Raw genomic sequence first — 23,455 nt, 5'->3', positions numbered from 1 at the left:
GCGTCGCACTTCGAAACGCCGTGCGCAGGTCTTTGCTAGACGCCCTTAGGCATCATGCGCATCTGCGAACTCGCCCAACTCGGCCAACACGGTCGTCGCATACGCGCCAGACGGCAGCGCGAAGGTCAGCTGCAAACTCCCGTCTTCCCGCCACTCCCAATGCAGCGCCTGCGGACGAAGACGCGTCGCGCGTCGTTCCTGCCTGAGCCCCGCCTTTTCCAGGCCGGATCGAAGCTTTAACGACATCTCGTCGGAAAGCACGCGTTGCTCCAACTCCAGGGCATCTTCCGTCGAACGCAGCGCCCCCTCCCCCCACAGCGGCGCGCTGGGATGGATGTCGAAACACGCCAGGCGTTCGGCAAGCGTTTCGTTCCACGGCTCCGGACCGAACACGCTGCGGCTGCCATCGAGAATCCATACCTCGCCGGCAAGCGGGCGATTCCATGAACCCTCCGCCACGCGCACGGCCAGCACACGATTGAACAATTCCGAACGCGCGGCCGACAGCAGATGCGTGCGCTGATCGCGATGCACGCGCCGTCCGGCGAACATGGCCAGGGCATTGACGACGTTGCCGCCGCCGCGCCCGAAGCGCTGCTCGCCGAAGTAGTTCGGCACACCTTGATCCGCAATGGTGCGCAGCCGGTCTTCGATGACCGCGCGATCGCCCGCCACCTCGCGCAACCGCAGAACGAACCGGTTTCCGGCCAACGCGCCACGCGGCAGCTTCTTCGCATGCCACGCGTGCGCGAGCACGCGCAGATCGTCGGACTGCAGCGAGTCGATATCAGGCGCGACGCGTTTGGGCAGATGCACGCTGAAACGCTGCCGCGTGACGGCATGGCGATCCTTGAGCCCGGCATAGCCGATCGCCGCCTCGCCCACGCCCGCCCATGCGGCGATCCGTTTCGCGGCGAACGCGGTGTTCATGCCGCGCTTCTCGATCGTCAGCAGCAGATGTTCGCCGCTGCCGCTCGCCTCGAAACCGTCGATCTCCTCGACGAAGAAATCCTCGGGCACGGTTCGGATGCGCGCCGACAAGACCGGCGTCCCCGCGGCACGCGGAAGCGTATTGGACTCATCCGACATCGATGCTTCGCCCTGGAATCCGGCTCACGCGCGAACGAGCAGACAAACGGCCTGCGCCGCGATGCCTTCCTCGCGACCGGTGAACCCGAGCTTCTCGCTGGTGGTGGCCTTGATGCTGACGGCGTCCTCGGCGACGCCGAGATCGCCTGCGATGAGCGCGCGCATCGCATCGGCATGCGGCCCGACCTTCGGCCGCTCGCAGATCACGGTGATGTCGGCATTGCCGAGACGCCAGCCGCGCTCGCGCAGCAGCGCGTTGCAATGGCGCAGGAACGCCCGGCTGTCGGCGCCCTTCCACTGCGGATCGGACGGCGGGAAATGCTTGCCGATATCGCCCAGCGCCAGCGCGCCGAGCATCGCATCGCACAGGGCGTGCAGCACCACGTCGCCGTCGCTGTGGGCGAGGACGCCTTTCGTGTGCGGTACCCGTACGCCACCGAGCATGACGTGATCGCCTTCGCCGAAGGCATGCACGTCGTAGCCCTGTCCGATCCTGATATCCATCGTCGTGACTGTGCTTCTCAGGATCGCTGGGAGAGGATGAATTCGAACCGCGCCAGATCGGCCGGTGTCGTGATCTTGAAATTATCCTCGGCGCCTTCGACCAGCAACGGACGCAGGCCCTGCCGCTCCATCGCCATCGATTCGTCGGTCACGTTCACGCCGGCATCGCGCGCGCCTTCGAGCGCGCGCGTGAGCTGCAGGCGCCGGAACAGTTGCGGGGTCAGCGCGCGCCACAATCGTTCGCGCGGCTCGGTGCGATCGATGCCGCCGTCGTCACCCGCGCGCTTGAGCGTGTCGCGCACGGGCGAAGCCAGGATCGCGCCGACCGGATCGTTGCGGCCGCGTTCGAGCAGCTGATCGAGATCGGCCAGCTGCAGGTTCGGCCGCGCGGCATCGTGCACCAGCACGAAATCGTCCATGCGCACCGAATCCGGCAGCGCGGCGAGACCCGCCAGCACCGAATCCGCGCGCGCCTGTCCGCCGATGCAGGTGAGCAACGGCTTGCCCTCGAACGAAGACCAGCCCGACCAGTGCAGATCGCCGTCGGCCAGCACCACGACCGCGCCCTCGACATTCGGATGCGCCAGCAAAGCCTGCAACGTATGTGCCAGCAACGTTCTGCCGGCGACAGTGAGATATTGCTTCGGCATGTCGCCGCCGAAACGGCTGCCGCTGCCCGCGGCGGGCACGACCGCCCAGGTCATGGCTTGGCCTCCTGCGTCGGCGCGTCCTGTGGTGGTTGCTGCGGACGCTGCTCGACGATGCGGTAGAAAGTCTCGCCCGGCTTGATCATGCCGAGCTCGCTGCGCGCGCGCTCCTCGACCGCGGCACCGCCGTCGGCGCTCTTGAGGTCCTTCACTTCCGCCGCCAATGCGTCGTTGCGTTGCTGCAGACCGCTGTTGTCGCGTTCCTGCTGCTGCACCTGCTTCTGCAGATCCGCAACGTCACCCGCGCCGCCATGGCCGAACCAGAGGCGGTACTGCAGCCATGCCAGCAGCAGCACCAGCAGCAATGCGACGATACGCAGCGCCCGCATCCGCCGTCAGCGCTTCAACGAGATGAAAGCGTCGCGGCCGGCATAGCGGGCGTTCGCCCCCAATGCTTCCTCGATGCGCAGCAGCTGGTTGTACTTGGCGACACGGTCGCTGCGGCAAAGCGAGCCGGTCTTGATCTGCGTGGCCGTGGTCGCCACCGCGATGTCGGCGATGGTGGTGTCCTCGGTTTCGCCAGAACGATGCGAGACGATGGATGCGTACTTCGCCGCGTCGGCCATCGCGATGGCCTCGAGCGTCTCGCTCAGCGTGCCGATCTGGTTGACCTTGATCAGGATCGCGTTGGCCACGCCCTGATCGATGCCTTCCTTGAAGATCTTCGGATTGGTGACGAACAGATCGTCGCCGACCAACTGCACCTTGTTGCCCAGGCGCTGGGTGAGCTGCTTCCAGCCCGTCCAGTCGTCCTCGGCCATGCCGTCCTCGATGGTGATGATGGGGTATTCGGCGCACCAGTCAGCGAGGAAATCGACGAACTGTTCGCTGGTCAGGCGCTTGTTCTCGCCCACCAGATGGTATTTGCCGTTGTCGTAGAATTCGCTGGAGGCGACGTCGAGACCGAGCAGCACGTCTTCGCCGGCGTGATAACCGGCCTTGCCGATCGCTTCGAGAATCGTGTCGAGCGCTTCGGAATTGCTGCGCAGATCCGGCGCGAAACCGCCTTCGTCGCCCACCGCCGTGCTCAGGCCCTTGCCCTTCAGCACCGACTTCAGTGCGTGGAAGATCTCGGTGCCGGCGCGCAGTGCTTCGGAGAACGAGTCGAAGCCCACCGGCAGCACCATGAATTCCTGCAGGTCGACATTGTTGTCGGCGTGCGCGCCACCGTTGATGATGTTCATCATCGGCACCGGCAGCACCGGCGCGCGGTCACCGGCGAGCCAGCGCCACAGCGGCAGCTTCTTCGATGCCGCCACCGCGTGCGCGTTCGCCAGCGAGACGCCGAGCAATGCGTTGGCGCCGAGGCGACCCTTGTTCTCGGTGCCGTCGAGATCGATGAGGCGCTTGTCGAGGCCGGCCTGATCCTCGGCCTCGTAACCTGAGAGCGCCTGCGCGATCGCGCCGTTGACGTTGGCGACCGCCCTCGAAACGCCCTTGCCGAGGTAGCGCGTCTTGTCGCCGTCGCGCAGTTCGACGGCCTCCTTGGTGCCGGTGGACGCGCCCGAGGGCACCATCGCGCGGCCGAAACTGCCGTCGTCGAGGGTCACTTCCGCTTCGAGGGTGGGGTTGCCGCGACTGTCGAGGATTTCGCGGGCGTGGATCTTGGCGATTTTTGTCATTGGGATGTCGGGCGAATGGAAAGATAGATGTTTTGCATGCGTTCTGCGTCGCGCTTGGCATCGCGGCGGTCGCGCAGGATGGCAATCAACGCAATCCCGAGAATCACGACAGCGTTGACCATGAGTACACTCATTTCAAGCTGCCCGTTCGTACTGGACTGGCGTAGCAAAAAAGGCAGGCTCACTCCGAAAAAGACGCCAATCAGACCCATCTCGCGCTTCAAGTTGGTGAGCTTGCGTTCGAGCATTTCCAATTTCAACTCAAGAACAGCGACTTTGCCTTCTTCGGGTGACATCGTCGACTCCGTCAAAGTGATGCTTCGAGGAACCCACTGCGTTTGCTGGCGCGGTCCAATTCCAACAGCGTCTCCAACAGCGCGCGCATCTTCGGCAACGGCCAGGCATTCGGCCCGTCGCTCAGCGCCTCTTCCGGCCTGGGGTGCGTCTCCATGAACACACCGGCCACGCCCACCGCGACCGCGGCGCGCGACAGCACCGGCACGAACTCGCGCTGGCCGCCGCTGGAGGTACCCTGCCCGCCGGGCAATTGCACCGAATGGGTGGCGTCGAACACGACGGGGCAGCCGGTATCGCGCATCACGCTCAGCGAGCGCATGTCGCTGACGAGGTTGTTGTAGCCGAAGCTGGCGCCGCGCTCGCACACCAGGATGTCCTGGTTGCCTGTCGATTTGGCCTTCTCCACCACCGGCTTCATGTCCCACGGCGAGAGGAACTGGCCCTTCTTGATGTTCACCGGCTTGCCCGCCGAGCAGACCTTCTTGATGAAATCGGTCTGGCGCACGAGGAAGGCCGGCGTCTGCAGCACATCGACGACCGCGGCGACTTCATCCATCGGCGTGTATTCGTGCACGTCGGTAAGCACCGGCACGCCGATCTGGCGCTTCACCTCGGCGAGCACGCGCAGGCCTTCCTCCATGCCGGGGCCGCGGAAGCTGCTGCCGGAGGTGCGGTTGGCCTTGTCGAAGCTCGACTTGAAGATGAAATTGATGCCGAGCTGGGAGGTGATCTCCTTCAGCTGTCCGGCGACGTCGAGCTGCAACTGCTCGGACTCGACCACGCACGGGCCGGCGATGAGAAAGAACGGCTGGTCGAGACCGACTTCAAAGCCACAAAGGTTCATAGGATGAAATCAGCTCCAACGATTGGCGTTCTGTGAGAATCCGGCGCGCTGCACACGCACGACGCAGAAGCGCTGGCCGGTCGGCGCCTGCATCACGGTCCAGCGTTCCAGGTGTTTGTGTACCGTAGCACCGAGCTTTTCCAGACGCGCGACTTCGGCAGGAAGATCGTCGGTTTCGATATCCAGGTGCACGCGGCTTTCGTGGTTCACCAATTGGATCTGCACCATCGGTTCGCCGGCCGGGGTGGTCAGCTGGCGATAGTTCGCGCGGCTGCCCGGGTGATCGAGATCGACGGGGAAGCCCAATGCGCCGGCCCAGAACCGCGCCGCCTCGTCGACATCGGAGGCATTGCAATCGATCTGGATGGAGCAAAGGCGCGAGTGATGCACGGTCGGTGTCCTTTACGAGATAGTCCGCCCGCGCAGGCCGCCGCTGGCATTGGGTCGTTGTCGATCGCCCTGGTTCAAGCGCTCGCCTCCTTGAGCAGGCGTCCGCCGGCCTTGTGCTCGCGCGCGGCGCGGATGAAGCCGACGAACAGCGGATGACCGTGACGCGGCGTGGACAGGAATTCCGGATGCGCCTGGCAGGCGATGAACCAGGGATGGTGGGGAAGCTCGATCATCTCCACCAGCAGATCGTCCATCGACTTGGCCGAGATCACCAGGCCGACGTCCTCGAGCTGCGTGCGGTAGCGGTTGTTGAATTCGTAACGGTGGCGATGACGTTCGCCGACCACGTCCTTGCCGTACAGTTCGCGCGCCTTGGTGCCGGGTTTCAGGCGCTGCTCCTGCAGGCCCAGGCGCATGGTGCCGCCAAGGTCGCTTTCCTCGCTGCGGCGCTCGACTTCACCCGCCTGCGTGCGCCACTCGGTGATCAGGCCGATCACCGGATGCGGCGACTGCTTGTCGTTCTCGGTGCTGTTGGCGCCTTCCAGGCCGGCTAGGTTGCGCGCCACATCGACCACGGCCGCCTGCATGCCGTAACAGATGCCGAAGTACGGGACGTTGCGCTCACGCGCGTACTGCGCGGTGAGCACCTTGCCCTCGAAACCACGATCACCGAAGCCGCCTGGCACCAGGATGCCATCGACGCCGGCCAGCGTTGCCTCGGCGCCGTCGCGTTCGATGTCCTGCGATTCCAGCCATTTCAGCTGCACGCGTGTGCGCTGGCGGATGCCGCCGTGCTTGAGCGCCTCGCCGACCGATTTGTAGGCGTCCTTGTGGTCGACGTACTTGCCGACCACGGCGATGGTGACCTCGTCGATCGGATGCTCGGCGGCATCGACCACGCCCAGCCATTCCGACAGATTCGCCGAACGCAGCGCCTTGTCTTCCAGGCGCAAGCGCTCGACCACGATCTGGTCCAGGCCCTGGGCGTGCAGCCACATCGGGATCTTGTGGATATTGTCGAGATCGACCGCCGAGATGACGGCCTTCTCCGACACGTTGGTGAAGGAGGCGATCTTGCGGCGCTCGCCGTCGGGCAGCGGCTGTTCGCTGCGGCACAGCAGCACGTCGGGCTGGATACCGATCGAGCGCAGTTCCTTCACCGAGTGCTGGGTCGGCTTGGTCTTCAGCTCGCCGGCCGCGGCGATGTACGGCACCAGGGTCAGGTGCATGAACAGCGCCTTGTCGGGGCCGCGATCGGTGCGGATCTGGCGGATCGCTTCCAGGAACGGCAGCGATTCGATGTCGCCGACGGTGCCGCCGATCTCGACCAGGGCCACGTCGTAGCCCTCGGTGGCGGCATCGATGCAGCGCTTGATCTCGTCGGTGATGTGCGGGATCACCTGCACGGTGGCGCCGAGGTAGTCGCCGCGGCGCTCCTTGCGGATCACGTTCTCGTAGATCTTGCCGGTGGTGATCGAGTTCTTGCCGGACAGGCGAACGTTGACGAACCGCTCGTAGTGGCCGAGGTCCAGATCGGTCTCGGCACCGTCGTCGGTGACGTAGACCTCGCCGTGCTGGAACGGGCTCATCGTGCCCGGATCGACGTTGATGTAGGGGTCGAGCTTCATCATCGTCACGCGCAGTCCGCGCGCTTCGAGGATGGCAGCCAGGGATGCGGCCGCGATGCCCTTCCCGAGGGAGGAGACCACGCCGCCGGTCACGAAAATCAGGGGAGTCATGGGCAAGGCCGCTGCCGTAAAGCCATATTCTAACCGCCCTGCGCCGCAGACCAAAAAAACGCCCCGGGCGGGCCGGGGCGTGTGGTGCGTCTTGCGTCGGGAACGTGCGGGTTTAGCGGCCCGGTTCGGCGGCGCTGCCGGCCTTCAGACGGGCCTCGGCATCGACCGCGGCACCGGCCTTGGCCGCGTCCGTCGCGGCATTCGCGCCGACGGACGTATCCGCGCCGGCCGAGATCGAGGTGTTGCCCGCGGCGCCGATGACCTTGCCGGCCGTATCGGTGGCCTTGCCGGTCGCGGCGGCGCCCACATCGGTCGTCGTGTCGAGGGCGGAGCCGGCGATGCCCGCTGCGCCCCGGGTCACGCCGCCGACCGCGCCGGCCGCCGTCTGCCCGATTGAGCTGGCACCCGCGCCTGCATCGGCGCCAGCGGCCACGCCAGCCTTGACTTCATGACCGGCCACACCCGCGCTCACGCCGGTCTTGGCATCCACACCGCCCGAGACCGCGCCCGTGGTCCTGTCGACCAGCTTGCCGGTCGCGTCGGCCCCGTCGTGCGCCGTCTTCACGGCCTTCTTGCCGACGCGCTTGCCGGCCTTGAGCGCCTTCTTGCCGATCTTGCCGCCCGTGTTCACGGCACCGCGCGCGGCATCTCCGACCGCGCCCGTATCCACGCCGACGCCAACGTCGGCTTGCGCGCCTGCCTTGGCGGCGTCAGCGCCGACACCGACACCCGTCTTCGCTTCCACGCCGACCGATTGCGCGAAGGCGGAAGGCATCATCAGCACCGAGGCGACCACGCTGGCCAGAATCAACTTGCGAGTATTCATTCGTACCATCTCCTGCGAATGCGAAGGGAAATGTTGCGAAGCCGCAAGGCAGCTGTTCGACAACGCGGCGCACGCTACGCAGCCGGTGTCGTATCGCGGGTGAATGAACGGCCGCTTCATTCACTTTCGATCCGGTGCGGCAAAAGGAAAGCCGCCAATCGGCGGCTCGATGCGCAGGAAAGCGCTGATGAACGACTTAGATGTCAGACAGCCAGAATGGCTGCATCTGGAAATCGAACCATGTAGGCAGCGCGATATCGTTGAAAGCTGCGCTTCAGGTTGCAGAATCGAGCGACGCTCGATCGAATGTCTTTCATCCGAAACCTGCCGCTGATGCAGCGGCAGGTTTCAAAGAATCACCGGCTGCCGTTCTCGTTCCGTTCCCGGTTCCGGATCATGCCGTCCTGGTCGACATAAAGATCCGCGCCACGGTTGTCTCCACGGGTCAGGATCGCGCGATTGGCGATTCCCGCCGCCGCGTTGACGAGGTCGACGGCCGCCGCCCTGCCCACGGTGGTGCCGTACGTCTCGCGGCCGTCATAACCATCATCGGCACCGCCGGGATAGCCCGGGCCGCCGCCTTGGCCGTAGGCCGCCGCCATGCTTGCCTGCTGTTCCTTCATCTTCTCGGCCTGGATCGAGGCACGATCCTCGTAACGTTCCGAATCGGTCATGCCCTGCTGATACCCCTCGCTCGCCACGCCGGCGCGCTGGGAATCCATCTGCAATTGCGGGGGCAGGCTCTGCGCGGCGGCCTGCGACATGCCCAGAACGGAAAGAGCCAAGGAAACACTGACAAAAGCGATCGAACGGTTCATCGCATTCACTCCATGAAAAGGTTGACGCGAACGGAGCGAGATGCCGCCCTGTCGGCTCTGTGGTCACGATACTGGCCTTGCGTGACCTCCGCAATCACGAAAATGCCCCGGCCAGGCCGGCCGGGGCATTCGGATCAGAACAGCGAAATGTGACGGAAGGACGGGAAGGTGATCAGAACGGCTTCTTGCGTTCCTCTTCTTCCTCTTCCTCCGGCTGCGCGGCCTGCGCCTTGGCGGCCTTGCGTTCGGCGTCCTTCGCTTTCTGCTCGGCTTCGCGGGCCTTGGCTTCCGCGGCCTCGGCGGACTTCTTCGCCTGTTCGGCCTTGGCGGCCTGGTCGGCGGCGTCCTGCGGCTGCGCGAACGCGATCGGAGCCGCGAATGCAGCGGCGATGGCGGCGGTCAGCAGGATTTTGCGATGGGTCATGGAGTTCTCCTGTAGTCGCGGATCGGGAAATGGGGAGCCCCTTTTGCGACGCGCCCACCCTACCCCGTCCGGATCGGCTCGCGGCTGAACGAGTCACGGCACACTGAATCCCGTCCGCTCGATCCCACGACGACCGATCGCACTACGACGGCCGGCGACGACATCGCCTAAGCTATGCGCCGCCTCACAAACCTGTCTCAATCCGTAAATGAGTTCACGCTACAACGCCGCAGACATCGAAGTCCTGTCCGGGCTGGATCCGGTCAAACGCCGCCCCGGCATGTACACCGACACGGCGCGCCCCAACCATCTGGCCCAGGAAGTCGTCGACAACGCCGTCGACGAGGCGCTGGCCGGGCACGCCCGCGAGATCGAGGTCACCGTGTTCGCCGACGGCAGCTGCGAGGTCTCCGACGACGGTCGCGGCATGCCGGTGGACATCCATCCGGAAGAAAAGATTCCCGGCGTCGAGCTGATCCTCACCCGCCTGCACGCCGGCGGCAAGTTCAGCAACAAGAACTACACCTTCAGCGGCGGCCTGCACGGCGTCGGCGTGAGCGTGGTGAACGCGCTGTCCAAGCGCGTGGACGTGTACATCAAGCGTGACGGCAACGAATACAAGATGTCGTTCAAGGACGGCGACCGCGCTTCCAAGCTGGAAATCGTCGGCACCGTCGGCAAGAAGAACACCGGCACTCGCCTGCACTTCTGGCCCGATCCAAAATATTTCGACACGCCTAAGTTCGGCCTGCGCGCGCTCAAGCATCTGCTGCGTGCAAAAGCCGTGCTGTGCCCTGGCCTCACCGTCAAGCTGTACGACGAGGCCACCAAGGAACGCGAGGAGTGGTATTACGAGGACGGCCTGCGCGATTACCTGAAGGGGGAGCTGGTCGATCGCGAACTGTTGCCGGCGGACCTGTTCGTCGGCGGACAGAAAAAGGACACCGAAATCGCCGACTGGGCCGTGGCCTGGGTGCCGGAAGGCGATCTGGTGCAGGAAAGCTACGTCAACCTGATCCCGACCGCGCAGCACGGCACCCACGTCAACGGCCTGCGCACCGGCTTCACCGACGCGCTGCGCGAGTTCTGCGACTTCCGCAACCTGCTGCCGCGCGGCATCAAGCTCGCGCCCGAGGACGTGTGGGACCGCGTTGCCTTCGTGCTCAGCGTGAAGATGACCGACCCGCAGTTCAGCGGCCAGACCAAGGAGCGCCTGTCCTCGCGCCAGGCTGCCGGTTTCGTCGAAAGCGCCGCGCATGACGCCTTCTCGCTGTGGCTGAACCAGCACACCGATCTGGGAGAGCGCATCGCCCAGCTCGCCATCGAGCGCGCCAGCGCGCGCCTGAAGACCGAGAAACAGATCGTCCGCAAGAAGGTTACGCAAGGCCCCGCCCTGCCCGGCAAACTCGCCGACTGCATCTCGCAGGATCTCTCGCGCACGGAACTCTTCCTGGTGGAAGGCGATTCGGCCGGCGGCTCGGCCAAGCAGGCGCGCGACAAGGATTTCCAGGCGATCCTGCCGTTGCGCGGCAAGATCCTCAACACCTGGGAAGTCGCCTCCGGGGGCGTGCTGGCATCGACCGAAGTGCACGACCTCGCCGTGGCAATCGGCTGCGATCCCGGCAAGGACGATATCTCCGGCCTGCGCTACGGCAAGGTCGTGATCCTCGCCGATGCCGACTCCGACGGCCTGCACATCGCCACGCTGCTCACCGCGTTGTTCCTGCGCCACTTCCCGGCGCTGGTCGCGGCCGGCCACGTCTTCGTGGCGATGCCGCCGCTGTTCCGCGTCGATGTGGGCAAGCAGGTGTTCTACGCGCTCGACGAGGAAGAAAAGCGCCTGCTGCTGGAACGCATCGAACGCGAGAAGCTCAAGGGCGCCGTCAACGTCACCCGCTTCAAGGGGCTCGGCGAAATGAATCCCCTGCAGCTGCGCGAATCCACGATCCATCCGGATACGCGCCGCCTGGTGCAACTCACCGTCGACGACGATGCGGAAACGCGCTCGCTGATGGACATGCTGCTCGCCAAGAAGCGCGCCGGCGACCGCAAGACCTGGCTGGAAACGAAGGGCGATCTGGCGACGCTGGAGGTCTGAGTTGGCGGTCCAGGTCGCCCTGTTCCGCGGCATCAACGTCGGCAAGGCCAAGCGCGTCGCCATGGCCGATCTGCGCGCGCTGCTGGAAGCACTCGGTTTCACGCAGGTGCGGACGCTGCTCAACAGCGGCAACGCGGTATTCGAGGCCGGACACACGGCGCCGGCCGCCAACGCGAAACGCATCGCCGCGGCATTGATCGAACGCACCGGCGTCACCGCCAACGTACTGGTGCTGACCGTGCAGGAACTGGACGCGGCCATCGCCGGCAATCCGTTCGTGGCGCGCATGGACGATCCCTCGCGGATGCTGCTCGGCTTCCTGACTGCCGATGCCGACCCGGCGCCGTTGCGTGCCCTCGCCGATACGGACAAGACTTATTGCTCGCTCGGCCTGCATGCTTTCTATCTCTGGTGCCCGGACGGGATTCTGGAAAGCACCGTCGCCAATGCCCTGGTCGGCGCGAAATTCCGCGATGCCCTCACCACACGCAATTGGGCGACGGCCTGCAAGCTGCAAGCGCTCGCCAAGGCCTGAGAACAGGCTTCAGGTCGAACGGACCCGCGTCACCGTCAGCACGCCCAGCATCACCAGCACGGTCCCGGCCACCTGCCACGGCCCCATCGGCTCGTGCAGGATCAACAGACTGAGCACGATCGTCGACACCGGCCCGATCATGCCGATCTGCGAGGCCAGCGACGAACCGATCCGCGCCACACCCATCATCACCGCCAGCACCGGCAACACCGTGCAGACGGTGCCGTTGAGCAGCGACAGCCAGTAAACCTCGAACGGCAACCGCAACGCTTCCAGCGGTCGCGTCAACAGGAACTGGACGATGCACAGCACGCTCGCCACCACGCTCGCATACGCGGTCAGGCGCACCGCACCCACGCGCGCGACGATCTCGCCGCTGCCGAACAGATAGATCGCGTAAGCCAGTGCGCTGCCGAACACCAGCGCGCTTCCGAGCACGATGCTGCCGTTCCCGGCCTGCAGATCATGACCGAAGGCGAGCAGCACGCCGACATAGCTGATCGCCAGCGCCAGCAATTGCAATCGCGTCGGACGGCGCTTGGACATCACCACGCCGATCAGCAGCACCAGGGTCGGCGTGAGATAGAGAATCAGGCGTTCCAGCGTCGCCGTGATGTATTCCAGTCCGGCGAAATCGAGAAAGCTGGCCAGGTAATAGCCGAAGAACCCCAGCATCAGGATGCGCCAGCGATCGCCGCCCGACAATGGCTGTACGCGCCGCGCCGCCCATACGCCCATCAACAGAAAGAACGGCATCGCCACCAGCATGCGCAGGGCCAGCAGTGTCACCGCGTCGACGCCGTAGCGATAACCGAGCTTGACGATGATCGCCTTGCCCGAGAACGCGATGGCACCGAACGCCGCCAGCAGCATGCCGACGGCATCGAGGCGGTGCGGGACAGGCGGTGTCGCGCCGGGCTGACCCGGAGATTCGACGATCGGTGCGCCCGGCGTCTGTTCCGTGTTCGCCTGAGGCTCCTCCAGCCGGGTCATGCCAGCTTCCGCTTCATTCCAGCGTGGCTTCCAGCAATCGACCGATCAGTTCCTGAAGTTTTTCCGCGCGCTCGGGCGCCCAGGCGAAACTGTCCTCGTCCATGTAGTTGAGCTGCGCCAGTTCCAACTGCACGGCTTGAATGCCGGCCGCCGGATTGCCGTAATGCCGCGTGATGTAACCGCCCTTGAAGCGGCCGTTGACGATATGGCTGTAGTCGTTCTGACTCTTCAACAGCCCCGTCAATCGTTCCTGCAGCGCCAGCGAACAACTCGTGCCGCCGGCGGTGCCGAGATTGAGATCGGGCAATCGTCCCTCGAACAGGAACGGCACCACGCTGCGGATCGAATGCGCTTCCCACAACACGACGCGACCGTGCGCAGCCAGAAGACGATCGAGCTCCTCGCGCAGCGCGATGTGATAGGGCCGCCAGTACGTCTCGACGCGTGCGCGCACTTCGTCTTCCGAAGGCGCTTGTCCTTCGCGATACACCGGTTCGCCGGTGAACTGCACCACCGGGCACAGACCGGTGGTGTTCTGGCCGGGATACAGCGACACGTCGTCCTCGGGGCGATTGAGATCGATGACGTAGCGCGAATGCGTCGGCACGATCATCGATGCACCCAGCCGTTCGCGCGCGATCGCATAGAGATCGGCCACGTGCCAATCGGTATCGGGCACGCGGCGCGCGCTGTCGGTGAGGCGCGCGGCAATCTCCGCTGGCACCTGCGTGCCATTGTGCGGAATGCTGATCAGCAAAGGCGCGGTGCCGCGATGCAAATGGAAGATGGAGTCGGTCATGATTCAAAACTCGCCAGATAAACGCTGCCGGACAGCAGCCGACTTGCAACCGGATCGCACGATGCGGAATCGAAATCCCGTCATTTCATCAGTACTACTTCTTCCGCCGAGGTGGGATGGATCGCCACCGTGTCGCGCAGATCGTCGAGCACGATGCCGCGCTTGAGCGCTACGGCGAAGCCTTGCAGGATCTCGTCGGCACCATCGCCGAGCAGATGGATGCCGACCACGCGTCGCTCCGCCCCCACGCAAACCAGTTTGAACAGGCTGCGCTGCGGTGAATCGGCCAGGGCATGCAGCATGGTACGGAAATCGGCGCGATAGGCATGCACCTCGTCACCGTGACGCGCTCGCGCCTCGGCTTCGGTCAAGCCGACGCCGCCTAGCGGCGGATGCGCGAACACCACGGTCGGCACGTTGCTGTAATCCAGCCGCGATTCCGTCTTGCCGCCGAATACACGATCCATCAGGCGCCGCGAAGCGGCGATCGCCACCGGCGTCAACGCGAGGCGGTTGGTGATGTCGCCGATCGCATAGATCCCATCCACCGTGGTGTTCTGCCAATCGTCGACATGGATGTGCCCGCCTTCGTCAAGCGCGACACCGACGGTTTCGAGGCCCAGATTTCCGCTGTTCGGCGTTCGCCCGGTCGCGAAGATCAAGGCATCGAACCCTTCCGCCGTCTTGCCGCTGCCGGCAGTCATCCTGATGCGGCCATCCGCAGCGCGCTCGACGCCGGCCGGTGCAAATCCGTGATGCAGGGTCACGCCAGACTGGCGATAGTTTTCCTCCAGACGCGTCGCCAGTTCGGCCTCGAAATAACCGAGCACGCGCTCGCCGCGCACGAACAGCTCCACGTTGCTGCCGAGTGCCTGCAGGACACCGGACAACTCCACGCCGATGTAACCACCGCCCACGACGGCCACGCGCTTCGGTGCTTCGACCAGATGGAAGAAATCGTCGGACACCAGCCCGAGCTCCGCGCCCGGAATCTGTGGCCGCTGCGGGCGCGCACCGGTGGCGATCACCACATGCGGTGCCGACAGGCGCGCGCCGTCGTCGGCGACCACGGTGTGCGCATCAGCCAACTTTCCGCGCGCCTGTATCGTGACGATCCCGCTGTTGTCGAGGCGGCGGCGGTAACTGGCATGGATGTTGTTGATGTAGCGCTGGCGGTGGGCGACGAATTCGCACCAGTCCAGTTGCGGCCGCGCGACGTCGAACCCCACCTGCTGCGCCAGCTCGATGTGCTCGGACAGCTGCGCCGCCAGCCACATCGCCTTCTTGGGAACGCAGCCGACGTTGACGCAGGTGCCGCCGAGTTCGCCCGGTTCCAGCATCGCCACGCGCGCGCCGTGCTCGCTGGCGCGGAAGGCCGCGGCGAGACCGCCGGAGCCGCCGCCGATCACGATCAGATCAAAATCGAAGACACCGCCATTCTTTCGTGCGCTCATGCGAAACGCTCCGGTGCGTAGGGTTTCGGATCGAATCGCGGTGTGCGGCCGCAGATCAGGTCGGCGACGAGTTCCGCGGTACCGGTGCTCATGCTCACGCCCAGCATGCCGTGTCCGGTGGCGAGCCAGATGCGATCACGGTGCGGCGCACGGCCGATGATCGGGATGTCGTCGGCGGAGATCGGACGCCAGCCAAACCATTCCTCCCGCTTCACCGGCCCGACCGGGTCGTGCAGGTATTCGCGCGCCCCGCGTTCGAGCGCATCGAGGCGGCGGCGGTTGAGCGTGTCGTCGTAGCCGGAGAATTCCATCGTGCTGCCAAGACGATAACCGCTGTCCCACACGGTGACGCAGACGCTGCGCTCGTACAGCACGATCGGCTGCTTCGGTGTCAGCGCCGGGCGATCGTAGGTGATCGAGTAACCCTTGCCGGGCTGCAGCGGAATCCGCGCCAGGCCAGTCATCTTCGCCAGCAGCGGCGACCAGGCGCCGGTGGCGATGATCAGTTCGCGGCCGTCAAAATTGCCACGCGACGTCGCAACCCGCACACGGCCGCCTTCCTCGCGCAGGCCATGCACCTGGCATTGCTCCTCGATCACGCCGCCGGCCTCGCGCACCGCGCGGGCCAGCTGCGCCACGTAACGGTCGGGACGCAACCGCGCATCGCCGGGAAAACGGATCGCGCCGTGTACGCCCTCGCGCAAGGCGGGCTCGTTGCGCAAATAGGCGGCGCCATCGATGACCTCGGAGGCGATGCCCAGTTCGGCCAATGACGGCAGCTCCTGCGCCAGGTGCTCCAGCGCATGCGGATCGCGGAACACGTAGTCCACGCCCTGCTCGGCGTATTCGCAATCCAGTCCGTAACGCTCAATCCATTGCGGCAGCGATTGCCGGGATGCTTTCAGGATCGCCGCGCGCGCGACCATCGCCGCGCGCCAGTCGCGCGCGTTGCAGCGCGAGGCGAAGTGCAGCGCCCACGACCACAACGCGGTGTCGAGTCTCGGCTTCAGGTAGAACGGCGCATCCGGTGTCAGCATCCAGCGCAGCGCCTTGGCGATCGCGCCGGGTGCCGCCAGCGGCGCGGCATGGCTGGGCGTGATGGTGCCGCAGTTGCCGTGCGAACTGCCGCTGCCGACGGTCTTCGCTTCCAGCACGCGCACGCTGCGGCCGGCGTCGAGCAATGCCAGCGCGCTGGTCAGCCCGATCACCCCACCGCCAATGATCAGGACGTCATCGGGTTGGTTCATGACGCCAGTTTAATGGGCCGCGTGGGAGTTTCGCCGTTCATTCGCGCATCGCTGCGTATCGCCCCGATGGCGAGGGCCGCGTGTGGCCCAGACCGACCCGGTGCGAAACCGGCGGGCGCGAAGGGGATTTCGGCCATCGCGCCGCCAGGTGCGCTGGCATTCGCGGACACATCCGGGGCTGCTGCGTGCGCAACATGACAGACGTCTCAGGATTGTCCTAAGGTCGATCGGGCCTGGCCCTCCGATCGATCCATGCCTGTCCCGCAGGCATTTTGGCCAAGGCGATCCCCCGCAACACAAGCACGAACGCGACCGCAACGTATCGCCGCGCCGATCGCGAACCGCATGTCCCGCATCACTCTTCCGAAGGAGATTCTCATGCACATGCAAGTCCGCCCGCTCAAGCTCGCCATCCTGACCGTACTGGCACTGCCGCTCTCCGCCGTCGCCGCCTCGCCGGGCATGTCATCCGCCGCCGCGCAGCGTGCGCAGGGGTTGATCGGCGTTCCCGCCAACACCAAAGTCCTGCAGCGCGCCGATGACGACGGCTTCATCGCCAAGGACAGCGTCGTCGACGCCGACGGCACCGAACACGTGCGTTTCGATCGCACCTATCGTGGCCTGCGCGTCATCGGCGGCGACACGGTGGTCACCTCGCAACGCGGCCTGATGAAATCGGCGCAAATGACCTTGCGCACCAAGCTGCGCCCCTCGCTGGCCGCGCGCATCGACAAGGACGATGCCGCCGTGGAAGCCGGCGCGCGCTTCAATGGCAAGGTGCAGCAGGTCTTCAGCAACGAGCTGGTGGTCTACGCGCGCGGCGCCAAGCCGGTGCTGGCCTATGAGGTGACGCTGCAAGGCGACGACACTCGCCAGCACTCGGGATTCGTGACCTATTACATCGACGCGAACAACGGCAAGGTGCTCGATCTGCAGGACCAGATCCAGACCGCCGCGGCGGTCGGCACCGGCAAGTCGTACTACTACGGCAACCTGAGCATCCCCACCGATCAGAAGAGCACGACCAAGTACGACCTCATCGACACCACGCGCGGCAACGGCAGTGTCTACGACGCCAAGGGCGCGACCGTCTCCAACGTGCTCGACATCCTGCTCGCCACGCTCGGCGCGACCCTGTACACCGACAGCGACAACGTCTGGGGCAACAACACCACCAGCGATCGCGCCACGGTCGCCACCGACATCCATTACGGCGTCGGCGTGACCTGGGACTACTTCAAGAACATCCACGGCCGCAGTGGCCTGTACAACGACGGCAAGGGCATCAAGAGTTATGCCCACACCACCTTCCGGACCTCCAGCGGCGGCACCTCCGGCGTCAATGCCGCCTATGTCGCCCTGTTCAAGTCGATGTTCTACGGCGACGGCGACGCCTCGCGCGGATACGGCCCGGTGGTCGCCATCGACGTCGCCGGCCACGAGATGTCGCATGGCGTGAACGCCGCCACGGCCAACCTCGCCTACTCCGGCGACGCGGGTGGCCTCAACGAGGCCAATTCCGACATCTTCGGCACCCTGGTCGAGTACTACACCAACAACGCCGCCGATCCTGGCGACTACCGCATCGGCGAGAAGCTGCGCACCGATGGCACCGCATTGCGCGACATGTACAACCAGGCCGCCGACGGCAGATCGTTCAACTGCTACATCACGGGCGGCTTCGATCCGAACCAGTCCGACGGCGCGCACAACCCGCACTACACCTCCGGTGTTGCCAACCGCTTCTTCTATCTGCTCGCCGAAGGCGTAGTCGTGCCCGCCGGTTCCGGCCTTACGCCGTCGCAACTGGTCTGCAACGGCGATACCACCATCGCCGGCATCGGACGCGACAAGGCCGGCAAGATCTGGTATCGCGCCCTGACCACGAAATTCACCTCCAGCACCACCTATCCGCAGGCGCGCGCGCTGACGCTGGAAGCAGCAAGCGAGCTGTATGGCGCAGGCTCGGCCGAGTACAACACCGTGGCGCGTGCCTGGAGCGCGGCGAACGTGAACTGATCACTTTTATTTATTTCTTCATGCGCAAAAGACGGCCGGCATTCGCCGGCCGTTCTTTTTTTGCACGGCCATCGCACCGCATGCGAATGCGGCCGTCGAAAACAGAACAAATGCATGCGTTGCTGCGTCCGCAGCACGAGTCATCGCTGCTGCATTCGCAACATGACAGCGATCGATCATTTCTCCTAAGTTCGTTTCCGCCGAAACCAAGACGACAGTTCCGTGAATAGAGCGCGCTTGGTGCAAGCAACCTCCTAACGCAATGCAAGTGCGGCCGTGACGCTCTCGGGCACGAACCGCGACTGGCATGTTCGATGTTTCTTTCTTTCACAGGGCCTACGAAATGCAAATGTCAGTCCATCCGTTGAAGCTCGCCATCCTGTCCGCGATCGCGCTGCCGCTTTCCGCCTTCGCCGCTTCCCCCAACGTGCATTCCGCAGTCGCGCAACGCGCGCAAGGGTTGATCGACAGCCCCGCCAATGCCAACGCCCTGCAGCGTGCCGACCAGGATGGTTTCGCCGCCAAGGACACCATCATCGACGCCGACGGCACCGAGCACGTGCGCTTCGGCCGCACTTTCCGTGGCCTGCCGGTGATCGGCGGCGATGTGGTGGTGCACTCCCGGAACGGCAAGTTCAAGGAAGCCAGCCAGGCGCTGAAAACCAAGGGACGTCCCGACGTGACGCCGCGCATCGATGCCGACCAGGCCAAGGTGGAAGCCGGCACCGACTTCGACGGAAGCATCAGCAGCATCAGCAGCAAGGGCCTGGTGGTCTATGCGGGCGGTGAAAAGCCAGTGCTCGCGTATGAAATCAATGTGCAAGGCGTGTCGAAGTCGCAGGGCGAATCGAACATCCGCTACTTCATCGACGCGCAGAACGGCCGCGTGCTGGATGCGTGGAACCAGATCCAGACGGCCGCCGTCACCGGCGTCGGCCAGAGCCTGCTCCTGGGCGACATCAACATCACCACCGACTCGACGAGCAGCGGCTATCAGCTGGTTGATCCGACCCGCGGCGGCGGCGCCACCTACGACGCCCACGATTCGGACACGCTCACCGGCGCCACGCTGTTCACCGATGCCGACAACAACTGGGGCAACAACACCACGTCCGATCGCGCCAGCGAAGCCGCGGACGCGCATTTCGGCGTCGCCACCACCTGGGACTACTACAAGAACGTGCATGGCCGTAACGGCATCTTCAACGACGGTGTCGGCGTGAAGAGCTACACCCATGTCGCCTTCGCCGCCTACAGCGGCGTCAACGCTTCCTGGACTGGATCCAGCATGAAGTACGGCGTCGGCAATGCCGCGCAGGGCATTGCACCGGTCGTCGCCATCGACGTCGCCGGACATGAAATGACCCACGGCGTGACCGGTGCCACGGCCGGCCTGGCCTACAACACCCGGGACTCCGGCGGTCTGAACGAAGGCACTTCCGACATCATCGGCGCCCTGGTGGAGTACTACGCCAACAACAGCGCCGATACCGGCGACTACCTGGTCGGTGAAAAGATCTATCTCAACAATCCGAACGGCACCAAGGCGCTTCGCTACATGTTCAAGCCGTCGATCGACACCAGGTCGTCCGACTGCTATCCCAAGCGCGGCTTCACCAACACCAACAATCACTACTCTTCGGGCGTCGCCAACCACTTCTTCTATCTGTTGGCCGAAGGCGCGGTGGTACCGGCTGGTTTCGGCTCGGGCACGAGCTACAACCTGACGGCTTCGAGCCTGGTCTGCAACGGCGACTCCACGATCACCGGCATCGGACGCGAGAAGGCCGGCAAGATCTGGTATCGCGCCCTGACCGTCTACATGACGTCCACCACGAACTATCCGGGCGCCCGCACGGCGACGCTCAACGCCGCGCGTGATCTCTATGGCACCGGCTCGGCGGAGTACAACGCGGTGGGTCGCGCATGGAGCGCGGTCAGCGTCAACTGATCCACCCGCCTTCGGCGGCATGCAAAAGAAAACGGCCCGCGCGAGCGGGCCGTTTTTCATTCGCCGGGTGAGACGGGCTCAGTGGGCGTGACCACCGTCGCCATGCACGTGGCCATGCTCGAGCTCTTCCTGGCTGGCCTCGCGCACGTCGACGATCTCGATGTCGAAATGCAGGTCCTTGCCGGCCATCGGATGGTTGAGGTCGACGTCGACCACGCTCATGCCAACCTTCTCGATGGTGACCGCGCGCGGGCCGAAGTTGGTGTTGAGCACGACCTGCTGGCCCGGCGCCAGCTTCTGCTCGCCGAAATGCTTCTTCGGCACGCGCTGGGTGAGTCCTTCGCGGCGCTCGCCGTAGGCTTCCGCGGCGGGGACGTCGACGCCGAAGCTGTCGCCGGCCTCGTGGCCGTCGAGGGCGTTCTCCAGGCCGGGGATGATGTTGCCGTGGCCGATCAGGATCGCCAGCGGATCGCGCTCCTTCGAGGTCTCGAGTGGCTCCTGCCCTTGCTCGGACACGGTGTAGTGGAAACGGACGACGCTGTCTTTCGCTATTTTCATGGGCAGGCAACTCGCTGAGGCGGCGCGACCGCCGCTTGTGAACGTGAAGGGGATTCGGCCAAGATGCGGCCGTGACGAATCATGCCGCGCATTATCCCGGCTCCGCCGACCCGACGCCAATCCTCGGCGACCAAGGCGGCATGCAAGGGGCTCCCGCACGCCGCTTCCGCGTGTCCCCGTCTCGACTTCTCAGGTGGCTGCTTGTCGGCGCCGTTCTGTTGGCACTGGCCGGCTGCGGCGGGCACAAGCAGGTCCGCAAGGCGCGGCCGCACGCGCCCCCGCCGCCCTCGCGCACGTGGGCGACCGTGCAGCCAGACAATCCGGTCGCCGCGAACGCCGTGCTGATGCGGGCGCTGGGACTGGTGGGCACGCCCTATCGCTACGGCGGCAACACGCCGGAAGGCGGCTTCGACTGCAGCGGGCTGGTCAACTACGTCTATCGCGACATGCTCGACCTGCGCCTGCCCCGCACCTCGCGCGAGCTCGCCGCCTATCAGGGGCCCCGCATCCCGCCCGAGCGGCTGGCCAGTGGCGATCTGGTGTTCTTCGGCAGCGGCGGTCAGGTCAGCCACGTCGGAATCTACGTCGGCGAGGGGCGCTTCGTGCACGCCCCGAGCACCGGCGGCACCGTCCGGCTGGACTACCTGGACGGCTATTACTGGCGCGACCATTACAGCGGAGCTAAACGGGTGCTGAAGTAATTTTATTACAAATTGACGCCCCGCTTTACGTATTTCTAACGAATTTTGAACCAAATCAACGGTTTGCTAAGGCACTATCCCTGCTCATCGATTCATTCATTAATTGCGCGTGACGACTAACGACCCATCCTCAGGCCGCCGCGCCGTCTCGACTCCCCCCCTCGCGAGAACATTTCCCCTTCTTCTCATCGGTCTTCTGGCCGCCGCGCCGGCTATGGCCAGCACCGGCCTGACTGGTGACTCGGCCGATCAGCCGACCCCCGATACCTCCCTCAGCCAGACGGCCACCACACCGGTTCCGGTGCTGCAAGCCGCTGCGCCCGACCGTGGTCTGTTCGCGAACGACGTCAGCCGTCAGATCGCCGCCACCCAGTCCAGCGCCGTCACCCCCGCCCTGGCCGGACCGGCCGAAACCGGCGGTCGTGTGCAGAACGTGCTCAAGCGCGCCCTCGCCCTGCTCGGCACACCCTATCGCTGGGGCGGCACCTCGACCGAAGGCTTCGACTGCAGCGGACTGGTCGGCTACGTGTTCCGCAGCGCGCTCGGCATCGAGCTACCGCGCGTCTCGCGCGAGATGGCGACCAGCGGCGAGAAGATCGACCGCGATTCGCTCAGCGCCGGCGACCTCGTGTTCTTCAGCCGCCGTGGCCGCCGCGTCGACCACGTCGGCATCTACGTCGGCAACGGCAACTTCTTGCACGCCCCGCGCACCGGCAAGGACGTGACGATCTCCAGCCTCACCGAGGGCTACTGGAGCCGCAAGTTCATGCAGGCGCGACGCGTGTCCGGCATCTGAGTTTCGCTGCTACCGCAGCATTGAAAAAACCGCCCTATGTGGCGGTTTTCTTTTTTCCGCCCTTTTATGCTCCGGCTGCTGTGCGATGGACGCAGCCCGGCCGCTCCTGCTTTCCATGGGCGCGCCGAGGTGTAGGTGAAACAAATCGTTGAATCATCTAACCGAAGGAGAAGCAGCATGAGTCGAACGAAGAAGGTTGTCGCATTGAGCACCTTCGCAGGGGGGATCCTGGTGTCGCTGGCCTGCTGGGCATATCCGATGCCCGGGCCGGGGCAGGAAACGATCGTCACGTACTACAGCGATGCCGCGCGCACGAACGTCATCGGCGTCAGGAACGTGGCGAAGGGCTCGCAGTGCCAGATCTATCACCTCACCTGGGGCGCGCAGAGCGCTCCCTATAGCACCGTTGAGGTGCTGGACTGCCCGAACACCAACGGAGAGCCGCCGGTCGAGTAATCACGGATGAAGCCGTGAGATCCGACAGGGTCGCCTAAAACGGCGGCCCTGTTTTCTTATTCGCCGACGTTGCGATAGCGGGCGACGGTTTCCTCGATGTCCTTGCTCAGCGCCATCACCTGGGTGGCGTATTCGGCCAGACGCCGATCCTCGTCGTTCTGCGGCGCCCAGGCCGGAACCGGCGTCGGCTTGCCCTCGACCGCATCCATCGCGACGAACACGATCACGCAATGCGTGCACAGGCGGTCGCTGCCTTCGTGCATCGGATCGCGGGCGCGCACGTCGATGGCGAAATGCATGCTGGTCGTGCCGGTGTGCACCAGCTTGGCCGAGACCGTCACCAGATCGCCGATGCGGATCGGCGCCACGAAGCGGATGCCGCCGACGGCGACGGTGACGCTGTAATGCCCACTCCAGCCCACGGCTGCGGCGTAGCCGGCCTGGTCGATCCACTTCATCACCACGCCGCCGTGCACCTTGCCACCGTAGTTGACGTCGGCCGGTTCGGCGAGGAAACGGAAATTGAGTTCGCGCTGACGACCGCTCATGCGGGCTCCGGAATGCGGCGGGGGATAGCTGTGCTGTCAT

General features: G+C 65.1%; 26 protein-coding genes. 8 read left to right on the top strand and 18 right to left on the bottom strand.

Translation table 11 applies throughout. The features are described 5' to 3' along the window. Positions 1–45: 45 nt before the first annotated feature. The 10 genes from truD to LG367_RS13525 all read right to left on the bottom strand — a co-directional run bounded on the left by truD (position 46) and on the right by LG367_RS13525 (position 8,018). Positions 46–1,089 carry a tRNA pseudouridine(13) synthase TruD gene (gene truD / locus LG367_RS13570; RefSeq protein ID WP_226469794.1) on the bottom strand — a complete coding sequence of 348 codons (1,044 nt, stop codon included), beginning with the start codon at positions 1,087–1,089 and terminating at the stop codon, positions 46–48. A 24-nt stretch (positions 1,090–1,113) separates the two neighbouring features. After that, positions 1,114–1,593, bottom strand: coding sequence for a 2-C-methyl-D-erythritol 2,4-cyclodiphosphate synthase (gene ispF, locus LG367_RS13565; protein ID WP_226469793.1), 480 nt, complete (start codon positions 1,591–1,593; stop codon positions 1,114–1,116). Positions 1,594–1,610: 17 nt separating this feature from the next. Then, positions 1,611–2,297 carry a 2-C-methyl-D-erythritol 4-phosphate cytidylyltransferase gene (gene ispD, locus LG367_RS13560; protein ID WP_226469792.1) on the bottom strand — a complete coding sequence of 229 codons (687 nt, stop codon included), beginning with the start codon at positions 2,295–2,297 and terminating at the stop codon, positions 1,611–1,613. Beyond that, positions 2,294–2,629, bottom strand: a complete 336-nt coding sequence (gene ftsB / locus LG367_RS13555; RefSeq protein ID WP_226469791.1) for a cell division protein FtsB — start codon at positions 2,627–2,629, stop codon at positions 2,294–2,296. Before ftsB ends, ispD begins: the two co-directional genes overlap by 4 nt. Positions 2,630–2,635: 6 nt before the next feature. Further along, entirely contained in the window at positions 2,636–3,922 is a 1,287-nt protein-coding gene (eno, locus tag LG367_RS13550) for a phosphopyruvate hydratase (protein WP_226469790.1), read from the bottom strand. Next, positions 3,919–4,218: a hypothetical protein gene (locus tag LG367_RS13545; protein ID WP_226469789.1), complete on the bottom strand. Its 300-nt coding sequence runs from the start codon at positions 4,216–4,218 to the stop codon at positions 3,919–3,921. Before LG367_RS13545 ends, eno begins: the two co-directional genes overlap by 4 nt. 11 nt (positions 4,219–4,229) lie before the next feature. After that, positions 4,230–5,063, bottom strand: a complete 834-nt coding sequence (gene kdsA / locus LG367_RS13540; protein ID WP_226469788.1) for a 3-deoxy-8-phosphooctulonate synthase — start codon at positions 5,061–5,063, stop codon at positions 4,230–4,232. Positions 5,064–5,072: 9 nt separating this feature from the next. Next, complete coding sequence (locus tag LG367_RS13535) at positions 5,073–5,453, bottom strand: VOC family protein (protein ID WP_226469787.1); 381 nt, start codon at positions 5,451–5,453, stop codon at positions 5,073–5,075. A 74-nt stretch (positions 5,454–5,527) separates the two neighbouring features. After that, positions 5,528–7,192 (bottom strand): CTP synthase, encoded by a 1,665-nt coding sequence (gene pyrG / locus LG367_RS13530; RefSeq protein ID WP_226469786.1) that lies wholly within the window; start codon positions 7,190–7,192, stop codon positions 5,528–5,530. Positions 7,193–7,304: 112 nt separating this feature from the next. Beyond that, positions 7,305–8,018, bottom strand: coding sequence for a hypothetical protein (locus LG367_RS13525; protein WP_226469785.1), 714 nt, complete (start codon positions 8,016–8,018; stop codon positions 7,305–7,307). 103 nt (positions 8,019–8,121) lie between these two features. Between LG367_RS13525 and LG367_RS13520 the strand changes: the two genes are divergently transcribed. Further along, positions 8,122–8,352 (top strand): hypothetical protein, encoded by a 231-nt coding sequence (locus LG367_RS13520; RefSeq protein ID WP_226469784.1) that lies wholly within the window; start codon positions 8,122–8,124, stop codon positions 8,350–8,352. Between the two features lie 22 nt (positions 8,353–8,374). Here LG367_RS13520 and LG367_RS13515 read toward each other — a convergent pair whose 3' ends face one another. Together LG367_RS13515 and LG367_RS13510 are read right to left on the bottom strand one after the other, a co-directional pair. Then, positions 8,375–8,836, bottom strand: coding sequence for a hypothetical protein (locus tag LG367_RS13515; protein WP_226469783.1), 462 nt, complete (start codon positions 8,834–8,836; stop codon positions 8,375–8,377). 172 nt (positions 8,837–9,008) lie between these two features. Next, a complete protein-coding gene (locus tag LG367_RS13510; RefSeq protein WP_226469782.1) occupies positions 9,009–9,260 on the bottom strand; it encodes a hypothetical protein in 252 nt (83 codons plus the stop codon). 208 nt (positions 9,261–9,468) lie between these two features. Between LG367_RS13510 and parE the strand changes: the two genes are divergently transcribed. Both parE and LG367_RS13500 read left to right on the top strand, forming a co-directional pair. Then, positions 9,469–11,358, top strand: a complete 1,890-nt coding sequence (parE, locus tag LG367_RS13505) for a DNA topoisomerase IV subunit B (protein ID WP_226469781.1) — start codon at positions 9,469–9,471, stop codon at positions 11,356–11,358. A gap of 1 nt (position 11,359) precedes the next feature. After that, positions 11,360–11,893, top strand: a complete 534-nt coding sequence (locus LG367_RS13500; protein WP_226469780.1) for a DUF1697 domain-containing protein — start codon at positions 11,360–11,362, stop codon at positions 11,891–11,893. A 9-nt stretch (positions 11,894–11,902) separates the two neighbouring features. Here LG367_RS13500 and LG367_RS13495 read toward each other — a convergent pair whose 3' ends face one another. The 4 genes from LG367_RS13495 to LG367_RS13480 form a co-directional block, all read right to left on the bottom strand. After that, positions 11,903–12,766, bottom strand: coding sequence for a DMT family transporter (locus LG367_RS13495; RefSeq protein ID WP_226469921.1), 864 nt, complete (start codon positions 12,764–12,766; stop codon positions 11,903–11,905). 133 nt (positions 12,767–12,899) lie between these two features. Beyond that, on the bottom strand, positions 12,900–13,685 hold the full coding sequence (gene hutG / locus LG367_RS13490; protein ID WP_226469779.1) for an N-formylglutamate deformylase: 786 nt from the start codon (positions 13,683–13,685) through the stop codon (positions 12,900–12,902). A gap of 80 nt (positions 13,686–13,765) precedes the next feature. Further along, positions 13,766–15,139 (bottom strand): glutathione-disulfide reductase, encoded by a 1,374-nt coding sequence (gene gorA, locus LG367_RS13485; protein ID WP_226469778.1) that lies wholly within the window; start codon positions 15,137–15,139, stop codon positions 13,766–13,768. After that, entirely contained in the window at positions 15,136–16,386 is a 1,251-nt protein-coding gene (locus LG367_RS13480) for an NAD(P)/FAD-dependent oxidoreductase (RefSeq protein ID WP_226469777.1), read from the bottom strand. Before LG367_RS13480 ends, gorA begins: the two co-directional genes overlap by 4 nt. A 378-nt stretch (positions 16,387–16,764) precedes the next feature. On the opposite strand from LG367_RS13480, the gene LG367_RS13475 reads away from it, so the two are divergent. Both LG367_RS13475 and LG367_RS13470 read left to right on the top strand, forming a co-directional pair. Beyond that, on the top strand, positions 16,765–18,405 hold the full coding sequence (locus tag LG367_RS13475; RefSeq protein WP_226469776.1) for a M4 family metallopeptidase: 1,641 nt from the start codon (positions 16,765–16,767) through the stop codon (positions 18,403–18,405). Positions 18,406–18,754: 349 nt separating this feature from the next. Beyond that, positions 18,755–20,356, top strand: coding sequence for a M4 family metallopeptidase (locus tag LG367_RS13470; protein WP_226469775.1), 1,602 nt, complete (start codon positions 18,755–18,757; stop codon positions 20,354–20,356). 78 nt (positions 20,357–20,434) lie between these two features. Here LG367_RS13470 and LG367_RS13465 read toward each other — a convergent pair whose 3' ends face one another. Next, positions 20,435–20,914, bottom strand: a complete 480-nt coding sequence (locus tag LG367_RS13465) for an FKBP-type peptidyl-prolyl cis-trans isomerase (RefSeq protein WP_226469774.1) — start codon at positions 20,912–20,914, stop codon at positions 20,435–20,437. Positions 20,915–21,054: 140 nt separating this feature from the next. On the opposite strand from LG367_RS13465, the gene LG367_RS13460 reads away from it, so the two are divergent. The 3 genes from LG367_RS13460 to LG367_RS13450 all read left to right on the top strand — a co-directional run bounded on the left by LG367_RS13460 (position 21,055) and on the right by LG367_RS13450 (position 22,867). Further along, on the top strand, positions 21,055–21,615 hold the full coding sequence (locus tag LG367_RS13460; RefSeq protein WP_226469920.1) for a C40 family peptidase: 561 nt from the start codon (positions 21,055–21,057) through the stop codon (positions 21,613–21,615). A 214-nt stretch (positions 21,616–21,829) separates the two neighbouring features. Beyond that, positions 21,830–22,411, top strand: a complete 582-nt coding sequence (locus LG367_RS13455; protein WP_425490973.1) for a C40 family peptidase — start codon at positions 21,830–21,832, stop codon at positions 22,409–22,411. A gap of 177 nt (positions 22,412–22,588) precedes the next feature. Beyond that, the gene (locus tag LG367_RS13450; protein ID WP_226469772.1) at positions 22,589–22,867 is read left to right on the top strand and encodes a hypothetical protein; all 279 of its coding nucleotides are present in this window, start codon (positions 22,589–22,591) and stop codon (positions 22,865–22,867) included. A gap of 56 nt (positions 22,868–22,923) precedes the next feature. Here LG367_RS13450 and LG367_RS13445 read toward each other — a convergent pair whose 3' ends face one another. After that, positions 22,924–23,415: an acyl-CoA thioesterase gene (locus LG367_RS13445; protein WP_226469771.1), complete on the bottom strand. Its 492-nt coding sequence runs from the start codon at positions 23,413–23,415 to the stop codon at positions 22,924–22,926. Positions 23,416–23,455: the final 40 nt, after the last annotated feature.

The sequence above is a fragment of the Luteimonas panaciterrae genome (assembly GCF_020511115.1).
GTDB lineage: Bacteria > Pseudomonadota > Gammaproteobacteria > Xanthomonadales > Xanthomonadaceae > Luteimonas > Luteimonas panaciterrae.
The sequence above is the reverse complement of the archived record's forward strand: the minus strand, read 5'-3'. Positions and strand labels throughout refer to the sequence as shown.